This window comes from Bradyrhizobium sp. SUTN9-2 (assembly GCF_003122645.1).
Classification (GTDB): Bacteria; Pseudomonadota; Alphaproteobacteria; order Rhizobiales; family Xanthobacteraceae; genus Bradyrhizobium; species Bradyrhizobium yuanmingense.
The window spans coordinates 6,811,136-6,824,758 of sequence record NZ_LAXE01000001.1 but is presented as its reverse complement, the minus strand read 5'-3'; the positions used below and the strand labels follow the sequence as shown (position 1 = coordinate 6,824,758).

Below are 13,623 nucleotides of genomic sequence, written 5' to 3'. Positions count from 1 at the left end.
TCGAGGTGCACCGTTGGCCGCCTACGGCACCATGCTTTTGGCAGTTCGGCCCGCGTGGGCGGCTGGCTCGAACATGCCGTGGGAGCAGCCGCTCAATCAAATCTTGCAGTCTGTGGAGGGGCCGGTCGCAAAGATCATCGCGGTCATCATCATCGTCGTGACGGGCCTAACGCTCGCATTCGGGGATTCCTCGGGCGGTTTCCGCAGACTGATCCAGATCGTGTTCGGTCTGTCGATCGCGTTTGCGGCCTCAAGCTTCTTCCTGTCGTTCTTCTCCTTCGGCGGTGGCGTGGTGATCTGATGGATGAACTTGTCACAGGCTTTGTTGTGCCAGTTCATCGCGCACTTACCGAGCCCATCCTGATGGGCGGTGCGCCACGCTCGGTCGCAATCGTCAACGGCACGCTTGCGGCAGCCTTAGGGCTCGGACTTCGGCTCTGGATCGCGGGTCTTGTTCTCTGGTTCATCGGCCACATGGCCGCTGTCTGGGCCGCCAAGCGCGACCCCGCTTTTGTCGATGTGGTGCGCCGACATCTGCGCATCCCCGGTCATCTCAACACCTGAGCTCTCGGTCATGATGAACCTTGCCGAATATCGCCATTCCAATGCGCGGCTCGCCGACTTCCTGCCCTGGGCAGCCCTGGTCGACGAGGGAATCATCCTGAATAAGGACGGCTCGTTCCAGCGGACGGCGAAGTTCCGGGGGCCTGACCTCGATAGCGCAGTGCCGGCTGAGCTTGTCGCCGTCGCCGGCCGTCTGAACAATGCCCTCCGCCGCCTGGGATCCGGCTGGGCCGTGTTCGTTGAGGCGCAGCGCCATTTTGCAGGAGCCTATCCTCCGAGCACCTTTCCGGATGTCGCATCCGCGCTGGTCGACGCGGAGCGCAGAGCTCAGTTTGAAGAGGCGGGCACCCACTATGAGTCGAGTTATTTCCTGACCTTCCTCTATTTGCCACCGGAGGAGGGGGCTGCCAAGGCAGAACGACTTCTCTATGAGGGCCGGGATCGCACCGTTGGAGCAGACGCGCGCGAGGTTCTTCGCGGATTTATCGACCAAACCAACCGCGTGCTGCAACTCGTCGAAGGGTTCATGCCGGAATGCGCCTGGCTCGATGATCAGGACACGCTGACCTATCTGCACTCGACGATCTCGACCAAGCGTCATCGCGTTCGGGTTCCTGAAATCCCGATGTACATCGATGCGCTGTTGGCCGACCAGCCGCTGACCGGCGGGCTAGAGCCGATGTTGGGCTCAGCCAATCTTCGAGTCCTGACGATAGTTGGCTTTCCGAGCGCTACGACCCCGGGAATTCTGGATGACCTGAACCGCCTGGCGTTCTCGTATCGCTGGTCGACCAGGGCGATCATGCTCGACAAGACTGATGCAACCAAACTGATCACCAAGATCCGCCGTCAGTGGTTTGCCAAGCGGAAGTCCATCGGCGCCATCCTCAACGAGGTCATGACCAACGAGGCGTCGACGCTGCTCGATACCGACGCGCACAACAAGGCGCTTGATGCCGACGCGGCGTTGCAGGAACTGGGGTCCGATCAGATCGGACAAGCCTTTGTCACTGCGACCATCACTGTCTGGGACCGTGATCCCAATGCCGCCGACGAAAAGCTCCGCGTGGTCGAGAAGGTCATTCAGGGGCGCGATTTCACCTGCATGATCGAGACGGTGAACGCCGTCGAAGCCTGGCTCGGGAGTCTGCCCGGGCACGTCTACGCCAACGTGCGGCAGCCACCGGCGTCGACCCTCAACCTCGCCCACATGGTTCCGATGTCGGCCGTGTGGGCCGGCGAGATGAGGGATCTGCACTTCAAGGGTCCGCCGCTCCTGTTCGGGAAGACCGAGGGATTGACCCCATTCCGATTCTCCCTCCATGTCGGCGACATCGGCCACACGCTCGTGGTAGGGCCGACAGGTGCCGGCAAGTCGGTCCTGCTAGCTCTGATGGCGCTACAGTTCCGTCGTTACCCGAATTCGCAGGTCTTTGCGTTCGATTTCGGTGGTTCGATTCGGGCGGCCGCGCTCGCCATGGGCGGCGACTGGCATGATCTCGGCGGTGCGCTGTCTGACGGGGATGAAAACCCAGTCGCGCTGCAGCCTTTGGCCTGGATCGACGATTCCGCCGAGCGCGGATGGGCTACGGAATGGATCGGCGCGATCCTGGCGCGGGAAAAGGTCGAGATCACGCCGGAGGTCAAGGATCATCTGTGGTCGGCGCTGACGTCTCTCGCTTCGGCGCCGAGAGAGGAGCGCACCCTGACGGGCCTGTCGGTCCTGCTTCAATTGAACTCCCTGAAGCGCGCCCTGCAACCATACTGCCTGGGCGGACCTTCCGGGCGCCTGCTCGATGCCGAATTCGAGCGCCTTGGCGAAGCTTCGGTTCAGGCGTTTGAGACTGAAGGGTTAATCGGAACGAGCGCCGCCCCAGCCGTTCTGGCTTACCTCTTTCATCGGATCGGAGACCGTCTCGACGGCCGGCCGACACTTCTCATTGTCGACGAAGGCTGGCTTGCCCTCGACGACGAGGACTTTGCCGGCCAGCTCCGCGAATGGCTGAAGACGCTTCGGAAGAAGAATGCGTCCGTCATCTTCGCCACCCAGTCGTTGTCGGATATCGACGGCTCCGCGATCGCGCCGGCGATCATCGAAAGCTGCCCAACCCGTCTGTTACTGCCGAATGAACGGGCGATCGAACCGCAGATCACCGCCATCTACCGCCGCTTCGGACTGAACGATCGCCAAATCGAACTTCTGAGCCGGGCAACGCCAAAGCGCGACTACTATTGCCAGTCGCGCCGGGGCAACCGCATGTTCGAACTTGGACTTGGTGAAGTCGCGCTCGCCTTTACGGCAGCTTCTTCCAAGACAGATCAGGCTGCCATAGCGCAACTCCTCGCCGAACATGGCCCTGACGGCTTTGTCCCGGCTTGGCTCCAACACCGTGGCGTCGCGTGGGCTCTCGACCTGATCCCCAATCTCGTCAATCTGGAGAAATCGCTATGAGGCGTCTTGGCCTATTGGCGGCTGCTGCTGCCATCGCGCTGATATTCGATGCCACGGTGCCGGCGCGAGCCCAATGGATCGTCTTCGATCCCAACAACTACGTCCAGAACGTCCTGACCGCCGCGCGAGAGCTCCAGCAGATCACCAATCAGATCACCTCGTTGCAGAACGAGGCGCAGATGCTGATCAATCAGGCCAAGAACCTGGCAAGCCTGCCATATTCGTCGCTGCAGCAACTGCAATCCTCGATCCAGCGGACTCAGCAATTGCTGGCCCAGGCGCAGCGCATTGCCTATGACGTCCAGCAGATCGATCATGCCTTCTCGACGCGCTACGCGCCAGCCGCCAGCAGCCAGTCGGATCAGTTGCTGATCTCCAATGCTCAATCGCGCTGGCAGGATTCTTATGCCGCGACGCAGGACGCCCTTCGTGTCCAGGCCGGCATCGTTGGCAACCTCGATACTAATCGAATACAGATGTCTGCACTCGTGACGTCGAGTCAGAGCGCTAGCGGCGCCCTGCAGGCGACACAGGCCGGCAATCAGATTCTCGCACTGAATGCGCAGCAGCTGGCGGACCTGACGGCTGTCGTGGCGGCACATGGTAGGGCGCAGAGCCTTGAAGCAGCGCAACGCGCGGCGGCCAAGGACCAGGGCCGCGAACAGCTCCGGCGGTTTCTTACGCCGGGGCAGGGCTATCAATCCTCAAACGTGCAGATGTTCCACTGATGACCGACATCCGGGCACTCAAGGCATTGTCGCTGCTTACAACAATTGGAGTGTTGGTCGTCGCTGCCTGCACGATTCAGCTTCGCGGCGGAGACGGTCCTCCGCCGCCGAAAGCAGAGCAGACCATAGACGCAACCAACTCAGACCTCGCGCGCTGCCGCAGTGTCACTGCGGAGCAAGCAGCGGGTTATTTGCGTTGCAAGCAAGTTTGGGCCGAAAACCGCCGTCGCTTCTTGGGCAAGAAAGACGTTGCAGCAGTTCCAGGACGCGACGATTCCGCCGGCGGCGGGGCGCTCCCTCCAAAGAATCAAAGCCGGATCCCGCAGGGATATCCGAACCTAGTGACCCCTGAGGCGGGCAAGCCATGACTGGCACGGGGATCATTGACCAGTTCCTTGAAACGTTCACGCGTTATATTGACAACGGATTCGGATTGCTAGGAAGCGAGGTCGGATATCTCGCAACGACCCTTGCTGCGATCGACATTACGCTCGCCGCGTTGTTCTGGAGTTGGGGAACGGACGAGGACATCATCGTACGCCTCGTCAAGAAAACGCTCTTCGTAGGCGTCTTTGCCTACCTGATCGGCAACTGGAACAGCTTGGCGCGCGTCGTCTTCGAAAGCTTTGCGGGTCTTGGGTTGAAAGCGACCGGCACAAGCCTATCTGCGTCGGATTTCCTGCGGCCGGGAAAGATCGCCCAAGTCGGACTTGATGCCGGCCGACCGCTCCTCGATTCGATCTCGAACCTGATGGGGTACATCAGTTTCTTCGAGAATTTTGTCCAGATCGTTGTCCTCCTGTTCGCGTGGGCCGTGGTGCTGCTCGCCTTCTTCGTTCTGGCGATCCAGCTCTTTGTCACCCTGATCGAGTTCAAGCTCACGACGCTGGCGGGCTTTGTGCTCATTCCCTTTGGCTTGTTTGGCAAGACCGCCTTCGCGGCGGAGCGTGTCCTTGGCAACGTCATATCCTCTGGAATCAAGGTCCTGGTCCTAGCCGTTATCGTCGGCATTGGCTCGACCTTGTTCTCACAGTTCACCGCCGGTTTCGGCGGTGCACAGCCGACCATCGAAGACGCGATGACGCTGGTGCTTGCGGCGCTTTCCTTGCTGGGCCTCGGCATCTTCGGTCCGGGTATCGCAAACGGCCTAGTCTCGGGCGGACCTCAACTCGGCGCCGGCGCCGCGATTGGAACAGGGCTTGCTGCTGGCGGCATTGTTGCGGCGGGCGCAGGACTTGCCGCAGGCGGTGCTGGTCTCGCAGGCGGTGCGATTGCAGGCGCGGCGCGCGGTGGCGGCGCTGTCATAACCGGAGCAACAGCCGCCTATCGAAGCGGCGGCCTTGCCGGCTTGGGGGAGGCGGGCAGCTCGGCTGCGACGAGTCCTTTGCGCCGAGCCGCGGCTGCCTTTGGACGTAGCCAAGCAAGCGAGCAGGGCGCGAGCTCCCCGGCCGAAGGGCAGCCTGATTGGGCTCGCCGCATGAAGCGTGCCGAGACCATTCGGCATGGTGCCTCGGCCGCTGGCCATGCCGTCCGCTCGGGGGATCACGGCGGCAGCGGCTCCTCCGTTGATTTGTCCGAAGGAGAACGCTGAGACGCACTCCTGTAACTCCGCCGCACAGCAGCGCCTCAAATCCATCTATCGCACAACTTGAAACCGATCACTCGATATCAGGGGCAACCATCGATGTTCAAACGACCATCAGTTCAATACGGGCGCATGCCCGAGCCGATTACACCCTATCAAAAGGCAGCCCAAGTTTGGGACGAACGCATTGGATCTGCCCGCGTGCAAGCCAAGAACTGGCGCCTGATGGCGTTCAGCTGCTTGGTGCTATCAGCCGGTCTCGCCGGCAGCCTTGTCTGGCAATCGAGCCAAGGCTCGATCACGCCCTGGGTGGTCGAAGTCGATCATCTCGGCCAAGCCCAAAGAGTTGCGCCCGCCAACATCGACTATCAGCCTACAGACGCTCAGATCGCGTACCATCTGGCGCGCTTCATTGAGGACGTCAGAGGCCTGCCGGCCGACGGCATAGTTCTGCGCCAAAACTGGCTCCGGGCTTATGATTTTACAACCGATCGCGGCGCCGCTGCGCTCAATGACTACGCACGCAACAACGATCCCTTTGCCAAGTTGGGCAAGGCCCAGATCTCCGTCGACGTATCGAGCGTCATTCGCGCCTCTTCGGAGAGCTTTCGCGTCGCGTGGACGCAGCGCACCTACGACAACGGTTCGTTGAGCTCAACTGAGCGCTGGACTGCAATTCTCTCGATCGTGATCGAAACGCCCCGCGACGCCGAACGCCTGCGCAAGAATCCGCTTGGCGTTTACGTCCGCGCCATCAACTGGTCAAAGGAGTTGAATCAGTGACCAAGACGCCGTCAGACGTTCATTCGAAACGTTGCTTCGAGCAAAGCAGGATCGATTCGGCTTGGCCCGAGTTCGTGAGCTCGAAGCGAGCATTGCTGTCCGCTCTCTTGCTTTGCTCGTCGGCGCTGGGTGGGTGCGCGACCTACTTTCCGCCAGAGATCAGCTATGACGCTGAAGTTCCTCCGCTGCCGGCAACGCCCGTGGCTCTCGACGACAGACCGCGACCACTTCACGTTCCGCCCCTCTGGAAGCCGGCTCTCGGCGGCAAATCGGGAGGGAAGGAAGACGCTGAACCCGTGAGCCGGGTTGAGACCGCAAACAGCGCAGCCCGGGTCGAGCCGCGCAAGCGAGGGTATTTCAACGCGGCGCAAATCTACGCCTACAGTCCCGGGGCGCTTTATCAAATTTACGCCGCACCGGGGCAGATCACGGATATCGCGCTAGAGGAGGGAGAACAGTTGACGGGATCAGGGCCGATCGCGGCCGGAGATACCGTACGCTGGGTCGTGGGCGATACCGAGAGTGGGAGCGGCGACACACGGCGCGTCCATATCCTGGTCAAGCCGACCCGAGCTTCGATCGAGACCAACCTGGTCGTCAATACCGATCGGCGGACCTACCTGATCGAACTGCGCTCCCGCGAGCGGCCATATATGCCATCCGTTGCCTGGTACTATCCGGAAGTAGTGTGCGAGCAGTCGCGTTCAGTTGCTCTGAAACCCGTTCTTCCGGAGCCGGCGCGGCGCATCTCCCGCTATGTCATCGAAGGGGACAGTCCACCCTGGCGGCCGATCGCCGCATATGACGATGGCCGCAAGGTCTATGTCCAATTCCCGCAAGGCATCGTGCAGGGCGAGATGCCACCGCTCTTTGTCATCGGCCCGGAGGGCAAGACCGAGCTCGTCAATTATCGCGCCTACGGTAACGTATTGATCGTCGATCGGCTGTTTGCAGCCGCCGAACTCCGGCTCGGCGGTGAGCACCAGCAGAAGGTCCGTATTGTCCGGACCGACGGGAGGCCGTCGTCATGAACACCCGCAATGGAAACGATCACGAGAAAACAGTTCCACCGGAGACACAAGTGGAGCGGTCAGAAAGCTTCCGCTTGAGAGCAGAGCATCCGCGCGTGACGCGGTTGTCGCGGAAGCTCTTGGCCGGTGGGAGCGCGGTCGTCCTGCTTGTCATCGGTGGGGCTGTGTTGTGGTCGCTGCAGCATAATCGCTCCCGAAATCAGGCGGCGGAGGAGCTTTATAGCACAGACCACCACAATGTTGCCGACGGTATTACGACCCTGCCGAAGGATTATGCTGGCGTTCCGCGCCAGCCAATCCCGCAGCTTGGTCCGCCGCTCCCCGGGGACCTCGGTCGACCGATCCTTGCCGCTCAAGGCCAGTCGCCGGCGATTGGCGCTCATCCGGACCAGCAGCGCCGGGATCAAGAGACCGAGGCAGCCCGCATCAGTCATCTATTCGCTTCGACGAACGGACGTGAAGTACGTCCGCCCACCGCGGCGCTTGTTGGAAGCGATCGCGTCGGGCCATCGAATCCAACGGGGACCGGGGATGACGCATCTGCACAAAGCGGTCAGGACCGAAAGCTTGCCTTCGTGAACGCCTCCGTGGATCGCCGTACGGTCAGCGCTGACCGCGTCACCAGGCCTGCCTCACCATACATCGTGCAGGCCGGGACGGTCATTCCGGGAGCGCTGATCACAGGGATTAGATCAGATCTTCCAGGCCAAATCACCGCGCAGGTGACGGAAAACGTATACGATACGCCCACCGGTCGGTTCTTGTTGGTACCGCAGGGCGCGCGCCTGATCGGGGTATACGATAGCCAGGTCACTTTCGGCCAGTCCCGCTTCCTGCTCGTCTGGACACGGCTGATCATGCCGAATGGACGGTCGATCGTTCTCGAGCGGCAGTCTGGCGCTGACACCGCCGGATACGCAGGTCTCGAAGATCAGGTCGACAATCACTGGGGCGAGTTGTTCAATGCTGCGGCACTATCGACGTTTCTGGCGATTGGGACCGAATTGGGCGCCGGCTCGGACTCCAATAGCAACGACAGTGCAATCATCCAGGCATTGCGACACGGCGCGTCGGACTCACTAAACCAGACGGGGCAGCAGGTGGTTCGCCGCAGCCTCAGCCTTCAGCCCACTCTAACCGTGCGACCTGGCTTCCCAATACGTGTTCTTGTCAATCATGACCTCATACTTACACTGTATAGAGGGTGACAACATGCCAAAACTAAAAATAGGGGAGCTTCCAGACGACAAGCCGGTCAAAGTAAGTGTGGAGCTGCCTGCGGCGGTGCATCGTGATCTCATTGCATATGCAGAAGCCCTTACGCGCCAGGGTGGTCAAGTGGTCGATCCGACTAAACTCATCGCCCCTATGTTGGAGCGCTTTATGGCCACTGATCGAGCATTTTCTAAGCTGAAACGGGAAACCGCTGGCGAAGGACAGTGATGCTCAAGTTTCCTCGAAGCCGTCGGTCGACGCTAAATAGTTTGCGTGCATCAAGCTAGCCGCTGCCGCGTTGGCGTTAAGAGCTGAGATATCGCGTTGGAGAGTGTGTTTTCGCGTTTGCCTTAAAGAAGTCAGATTGCCAGGTTTTCTCGATTTCAGCCCGAGAGCGCTGCGCGTCGTCGTGCAGTCATTCGGTCACCTTCAGGCGCGTTACACTGCTCCGGCCATCGACGCTGACAGGCACCTCACCCTCGATCGTGGCCCGACGTACGACGCGATGCTGGTCCCCGTAATCGTTGACAGCGTAATGCTGCGTTGCGCGGTTATCCCATATCGCAATATCCCCCTCTAACCAGTTCCAGCGCACAGTGTTTTCGGGCGCGGTGATGTGAGATTGAAATAGGTCGAACAGCTTTTGTCCGTCGTATTTGGGGACATCAACAAACTGCTTCACCAAGGCGCCGAGCACTAGCGTCCGCTCGCCTGTTTCGGGGTGGACGCGCACGACGGGATGCTCCGTCTCAAAAACCGCTTTGGTGAACACCTCGTCAAAGTGCTTCTTGTCGACCTCGCGGAGACGCGCGATCCCGGCGTAATCGAAAACGTTGCTGTGAACGGCCCATAGGCCCTCGGCGAGCCGTTGTAGTGGCGACGGCAAACCAAGATAAGCGGCAGCTGTGTTAGACCACACGGTGTCGCCTCCGAACGTTGGCATTACCACGGCCCGCAGGACCAAGATCTTTGGATAGGCGTCGGCAAAGGTCCCATCCGCATGCCAAACGTCGGCGCGACCGCCACCGCGAGTGGAGTCCAGTTCGAGGAGCGACGCCCCCTTGGTAGCGCCGAGTATCGGATGTGGCACTACCTTTCCCAGACGAGCGGAAAAGCGCTCCTGCTCAGCGTCATTGAGATGTCCTTGATTGCGGAAGAAGATCACCTTGTGCTCTAGCAATAAGCTGTTGATCGCAGCTATCGCGTGATCCGGTAGATCGCCTGACAGCTTGATATTTTTGACTTCGGCACCGATGCGCGCTGCTCGTTTCACAATATCCGCGCTCGGAATGACGCCACCTATCAAAGTCATTGCGCTGATCTCGCTTTTCCAGGCCCTGGCAGGTCTCCCGCACCCCCTTGGAGCGAATGATCTTCAGCAAGCATCGTGCCAATCGAAAAACCAACATGTCCTCGACAATAGGCACTGAACGAATCGTGGTATTTGCTGCGAGTCATCGAACGTCATCGTGCCATATCAACGGGTTCGAGAGTATTTGCTGGTCTACATGTCTTGGATGCTTATAGCGGGTAATGTCCGGTTAAGTGAGCTGAATCAGCTGACCGGTCCTCGAGGGTGAGATGCGGTGGAAAGCGTGAGCATTGCTGCTTTGTGGCTCTGCTTCTTGATCGATTCGTTTTAGGCAGTGACCATGCCAGGCAGCGCTGGGCAAGCCACAACGCGAATGGGCTTTTCGAGAGTTCGCGTACTATGCCCGCTGTACTCGACCTGACACGGGATTTGGCCCCTGTCGGAAAACCGACAGCTCTCCACATAGTGTAGTAAGCTCAAGCTGACTGTTCCATTGGCAAATTCGTGAGTTAATTGACGGCCCGGGTTAATCTCCCTACGTCGCTGGAGAGCTGTGAGAGTTGCAGATGTACGATCATTCTCTCGAGCGGCGTTCTTGGCGACGGTCATGCACATTATCGTCTCGTCCTGAAGTAGGATAAAGCTGCAATATACTGGTCCTGTGCCAGTTTGCTCGCCGCTTAGGCCGGTGGCGAAACCAATGCGATCAGGCGCGGGCGGTGGTTCATGTCCGATCATGGTGATCGGGATGAAATCCGCGGGAGCATCGCTGACCGCCCACGGCGTCGCACGTCACGTCTCATGGAGATTCGTCAATCGCGTCACGATCTGAAGCAGGCGATTGAGATACTCGAAGAATTCAATCGCCCATGGGCGTGGACCGCGATGTAATTCCATGTCGGCAGCATATGTTCGGCTTGTGGTTTGCTGGGAGACCAGGATGACGTCTCGCAAGCCTCTGCGGCAGTGAAGATCGGCAGAGCGGTCCGATTGATGCGCGATGGCGCATTGCTAAGTTCACTTCGCCGGCGGCCTGCCCAGCGTCTTTGTCTACTGGACAACAGACTGAGCCGCCGCCATGGTGCAGAACGTCGCAGCACCGGCGGTAGGGGCTGGTCCAAAGCGGCTCCTGTGGTCGTTTGTTCCGCAAGGTCCGGAAGTATCCCAATTTCCAGGAAACGGATGCTTTCTCGGGCACTTCAGCGCTGTTAGCGGAACGACCGTGCAGCTATTCGTGAGGCTATGGGCACGGCCCCCTGGCACATTGCTGCCTCAATTGGGCGCAGTTCTCTTGATCTTTCTCAAGCGATGCCCCTTCTGCAGCAGTGGAGCAGGCGCGCCTGCCGCGCAGCGCTGGCAAAGGCGTCGTGGTCGACGATTCTAAGAAGGATCAGCTTCGGGCAAGGCCACGAAACTGAATTCGCATCCCACCTTCCAGGGATCCGGCGAGTATCGTGGTTCAAGAGCCGCCCCTCCTCCTTGCCTCGATACTGGCTCGGGCGAGCCCCCAATCGTCAGACTTCAGAAGGGCAACTTCCACACGAAATAGAGAAGCGCAGCGATTGCCACCCAGAAAAGTATGCCGCGGAAGATGAAAGCGAGCGCCATTTTAATTGCCATCTTGCCCAAGCCGCTGCGCCATGGTGATTCCATCGATCGCGTCTGCCAGCGCTTCCAAGAAAGTCCGATACCACGCGTCATCGTCGGGAAGATCCCACTCTTGTAGGCTGCCGACGTAACGCGTCAGAGCAATCACGCCCGCGATCGTGGTTGGGGTTGAACGGATGAGCACGTTCCCATGCTCCGCGAGAGCATGGTTCCTTTGACAGCTGATTTCCTCGGCGGCATCAAACTCGGGTCCCGAATCGAGCTTCGCCGATACGGACAGGGCCGCATCGTAATGCGCCAACAGCTCGCGATGACGCTCGATTATTACGAAGATTAGATCCCGATCGGCTGCAGCAGTCGACTGGAAGGAAATTTCCTGCGATGACAATGTTGGCCCCAGCAAGTAGCAGGGCTACGTTAGCATGGCAGTCATGATGATAATCAGCGTAGAGGGTCCTCGATCTGCGGTATTTCTGCTCGATCGCCTTGGCATTCAGGCGAGGTCAACGGCTCCATTTTGAGTTCGAGACGTTTCGCTCACGAGGGCGCGCCTTACTCGCGGGAAAACGGCCCTGCTCGATCGTTTTGCCGTACATCACTGGCCTTTCAAGCGTCGTCGTCATTTATGAATGCCACGCAGCGTGCCAGGGCGGAGATCCTCGCACAGCCGGCTTGGGGGTGTCTTCGCACTGTTGGCGGAACCTCGTCCGCGTCGTGTGAAGGCGACACCGCGACATGGGGTATTCGGCGGCAGGCCCGTTCAGCCATCATTCACGGATCATCCGGTCTGAGCCGGAGTGACAACGCAGTTGAGGCGTCGACGCCCGCGCTGGGAGCTCTCCGCAAAAGTCTTACGCGGAAGGTTGGATAAGATATCGTAGGTTTGGTCGGTGTGGGGGTAGGCGGTAGCGCTCCCCCGCTACCATTTTGATGCGATCCGTGTTCTCTGCATCCTCATCCTCAGAAAGGCTTGTTACAAGTTCCGTACAAGCAAAGGTGGCTATTGCGCTTACCTTGGAAATGGACCGAGCGCACGCACGGCCGTTCCGGTGTGCGGGGCATCTCACGTTTTCGTAGCTGGCTGCATTGCGCTTCGAGCCAGCCGCGAAACACCTAGAATAGTTGCCGCTATTTTTAGTTGATCTTGCTAGAATACACTATCTTGAATCATTTCGCCTTACCAACGAGCCCCGGACATCCATGTCTCAACTTAAAGCTTGGTGCGATCCGGTGGATCAGAAGATCAAGGCAAATCGTCTGACCGTTCTCAGCGCCGATCCCGCAAAACGAACTGTAGCCATCGAGGCCCTCGCGAAGGAGGTACCTAATCACTATTCCTCGCCGAAGCGAGTTGCGCGATTGCTCAAGCGGCTCGGCAAAGATAAGGCAGCCGCGTACATAGAACAGAAGCTGCCCACAGCTGCGACCAGCAGATCTGGCGACCTCGGGGAAATTCTAGCCACTTTGTATGTCGCTGAGTTCACTCCTTTCGGAGTCAGCATCAATCGCTTGCGTTGGAAAGATCATCGCGAGATGGCCATGCGGGGCGAGGACATTGTCGCCGTGCAATGGGATGCCGCCGCTGGGCTGAGAATTCTTAAAGGCGAGTCCAAGAGTAACGCCTCGCTTTCGACCGCTACGGTCACCAAAGCACGTACTGCCCTTAAGCACAACAACGGCCGGCCAACTCCTCACGCACTGTCGTTCCTCGCCGACCGGCTGCACGAGCAAGGCAAGCACGATCTGGGAAATGAGGTTGATGAAGTTCAACTATCGAAAGGAATTAGACGTCGATTCGGCACTTCGCATCGTGGGTTCGAGCGATGGATCGAAAGGGCAGATTCTTGGGCCAGACTACGAGCTGCTTGGAGAAGTATCGGCCGCTCTCGCCCCGGATCGGTTGGGTCTCTTGCTTGCGACCGTGAAAGAGAAGGGCAAAAGTATCGCTTGGACGTATCTTGGGCCAGACGATCCATTCTCAGGTGAGCCAGGGATCACGTCATAGTGTTACTTATTGATCTCTTTTTTGTAGAATGGCGACTTTTAGATTGCCGTCCCTAGCCTCGTTCAGTGCCGCCGACGCTGCTCGTATGAGTTGAACGTTGCGACTTCCAATGAACCTCTTCGGTCCGCCGACGAGTTGCTCGCCTTGCAAATGGCTGTTTCGAATCGCCCCTTACTTTGCGGTCTGGGCCCGCAGCTGTCCGATGCGAGCCGTCGGGCAAAACACCCGCATCTCGTCAACCCCTCCCCACAAAAATATTCACCTTTACCGAATTTCGGAAATGTCGTATACCCCCACGCATCCCGGCTCATCCTGAGGGGCGATCACGTCGTCGTCTTGA

At 59.3% G+C, this 13,623-nt stretch carries 14 protein-coding genes; 11 read left to right on the top strand and 3 right to left on the bottom strand.

Annotated features, from left to right (window positions below):
* The first annotated feature begins 31 nt into the window (after positions 1 to 31).
* The 10 genes from XF30_RS31645 to XF30_RS31600 all read left to right on the top strand — a co-directional run bounded on the left by XF30_RS31645 (position 32) and on the right by XF30_RS31600 (position 8,586).
* Entirely contained in the window at positions 32 to 301 is a 270-nt protein-coding gene (locus tag XF30_RS31645; protein WP_244609116.1) for a TrbC/VirB2 family type IV secretion system protein, read from the top strand.
* On the top strand, positions 301 to 564 hold the full coding sequence (locus tag XF30_RS31640) for a VirB3 family type IV secretion system protein (protein WP_109144854.1): 264 nt from the start codon (positions 301 to 303) through the stop codon (positions 562 to 564). The genes XF30_RS31645 and XF30_RS31640 overlap by 1 nt, the downstream gene beginning before the upstream one ends.
* A 10-nt stretch (positions 565 to 574) precedes the next feature.
* Positions 575 to 3,016: a conjugal transfer protein TrbE gene (trbE, locus tag XF30_RS31635; protein WP_109144853.1), complete on the top strand. Its 2,442-nt coding sequence runs from the start codon at positions 575 to 577 to the stop codon at positions 3,014 to 3,016.
* Positions 3,013 to 3,744 (top strand): P-type conjugative transfer protein TrbJ, encoded by a 732-nt coding sequence (gene trbJ / locus XF30_RS31630; protein WP_109144852.1) that lies wholly within the window; start codon positions 3,013 to 3,015, stop codon positions 3,742 to 3,744. The genes trbE and trbJ overlap by 4 nt, the downstream gene beginning before the upstream one ends.
* Positions 3,744 to 4,112 carry a putative entry exclusion protein TrbK-alt gene (gene trbK-alt, locus XF30_RS31625; protein WP_109144851.1) on the top strand — a complete coding sequence of 123 codons (369 nt, stop codon included), beginning with the start codon at positions 3,744 to 3,746 and terminating at the stop codon, positions 4,110 to 4,112. Before trbJ ends, trbK-alt begins: the two co-directional genes overlap by 1 nt.
* Complete coding sequence (gene trbL, locus XF30_RS31620) at positions 4,109 to 5,335, top strand: P-type conjugative transfer protein TrbL (protein ID WP_109144850.1); 1,227 nt, start codon at positions 4,109 to 4,111, stop codon at positions 5,333 to 5,335. Before trbK-alt ends, trbL begins: the two co-directional genes overlap by 4 nt.
* 93 nt (positions 5,336 to 5,428) lie before the next feature.
* Positions 5,429 to 6,112, top strand: coding sequence for a conjugal transfer protein TrbF (gene trbF / locus XF30_RS31615; RefSeq protein WP_109144849.1), 684 nt, complete (start codon positions 5,429 to 5,431; stop codon positions 6,110 to 6,112).
* On the top strand, positions 6,109 to 7,143 hold the full coding sequence (gene trbG, locus XF30_RS31610) for a P-type conjugative transfer protein TrbG (protein ID WP_192893309.1): 1,035 nt from the start codon (positions 6,109 to 6,111) through the stop codon (positions 7,141 to 7,143). Before trbF ends, trbG begins: the two co-directional genes overlap by 4 nt.
* Complete coding sequence (locus tag XF30_RS31605; RefSeq protein ID WP_109144847.1) at positions 7,140 to 8,351, top strand: TraB/TrbI/VirB10 family type IV secretion system protein; 1,212 nt, start codon at positions 7,140 to 7,142, stop codon at positions 8,349 to 8,351. The genes trbG and XF30_RS31605 overlap by 4 nt, the downstream gene beginning before the upstream one ends.
* A 4-nt stretch (positions 8,352 to 8,355) precedes the next feature.
* Entirely contained in the window at positions 8,356 to 8,586 is a 231-nt protein-coding gene (locus XF30_RS31600; protein ID WP_109144846.1) for a DUF2274 domain-containing protein, read from the top strand.
* Positions 8,587 to 8,773: 187 nt separating this feature from the next.
* Here the strand turns inward: XF30_RS31600 and XF30_RS31595 are convergent, their stop codons facing one another.
* The 3 genes from XF30_RS31595 to XF30_RS31585 all read right to left on the bottom strand — a co-directional run bounded on the left by XF30_RS31595 (position 8,774) and on the right by XF30_RS31585 (position 11,666).
* Positions 8,774 to 9,679 (bottom strand): TauD/TfdA dioxygenase family protein, encoded by a 906-nt coding sequence (locus XF30_RS31595; RefSeq protein ID WP_109144845.1) that lies wholly within the window; start codon positions 9,677 to 9,679, stop codon positions 8,774 to 8,776.
* Positions 9,680 to 10,491: 812 nt separating this feature from the next.
* Complete coding sequence (locus XF30_RS31590) at positions 10,492 to 10,770, bottom strand: FMN-binding negative transcriptional regulator (RefSeq protein ID WP_244609115.1); 279 nt, start codon at positions 10,768 to 10,770, stop codon at positions 10,492 to 10,494.
* A gap of 509 nt (positions 10,771 to 11,279) precedes the next feature.
* The gene (locus tag XF30_RS31585; protein WP_081493711.1) at positions 11,280 to 11,666 is read right to left on the bottom strand and encodes a hypothetical protein; all 387 of its coding nucleotides are present in this window, start codon (positions 11,664 to 11,666) and stop codon (positions 11,280 to 11,282) included.
* An 812-nt stretch (positions 11,667 to 12,478) separates the two neighbouring features.
* Here XF30_RS31585 and XF30_RS31580 point away from each other — a divergent pair.
* Entirely contained in the window at positions 12,479 to 13,264 is a 786-nt protein-coding gene (locus tag XF30_RS31580; RefSeq protein ID WP_109144843.1) for a Hachiman antiphage defense system protein HamA, read from the top strand.
* Positions 13,265 to 13,623: the final 359 nt, after the last annotated feature.

Excerpts from the sequence above, each read along its gene's own strand:
- trbE (WP_109144853.1), top strand. The coding sequence starts at position 575 with ATGATGAACCTTGCCGAATATCGCCATTCCAATGCGCGGCTCGCCGAC.
- trbF (WP_109144849.1), top strand. The coding sequence starts at position 5,429 with ATGTTCAAACGACCATCAGTTCAATACGGGCGCATGCCCGAGCCGATT.
- XF30_RS31580 (WP_109144843.1), top strand. The coding sequence starts at position 12,479 with ATGTCTCAACTTAAAGCTTGGTGCGATCCGGTGGATCAGAAGATCAAG.
- trbL (WP_109144850.1), top strand. The coding sequence starts at position 4,109 with ATGACTGGCACGGGGATCATTGACCAGTTCCTTGAAACGTTCACGCGT.
- trbJ (WP_109144852.1), top strand. The coding sequence starts at position 3,013 with ATGAGGCGTCTTGGCCTATTGGCGGCTGCTGCTGCCATCGCGCTGATA.
- XF30_RS31605 (WP_109144847.1), top strand. The coding sequence starts at position 7,140 with ATGAACACCCGCAATGGAAACGATCACGAGAAAACAGTTCCACCGGAG.
- XF30_RS31645 (WP_244609116.1), top strand. The coding sequence starts at position 32 with ATGCTTTTGGCAGTTCGGCCCGCGTGGGCGGCTGGCTCGAACATGCCG.
- XF30_RS31640 (WP_109144854.1), top strand. The coding sequence starts at position 301 with ATGGATGAACTTGTCACAGGCTTTGTTGTGCCAGTTCATCGCGCACTT.
- XF30_RS31600 (WP_109144846.1), top strand. The coding sequence starts at position 8,356 with ATGCCAAAACTAAAAATAGGGGAGCTTCCAGACGACAAGCCGGTCAAA.
- trbK-alt (WP_109144851.1), top strand. The coding sequence starts at position 3,744 with ATGACCGACATCCGGGCACTCAAGGCATTGTCGCTGCTTACAACAATT.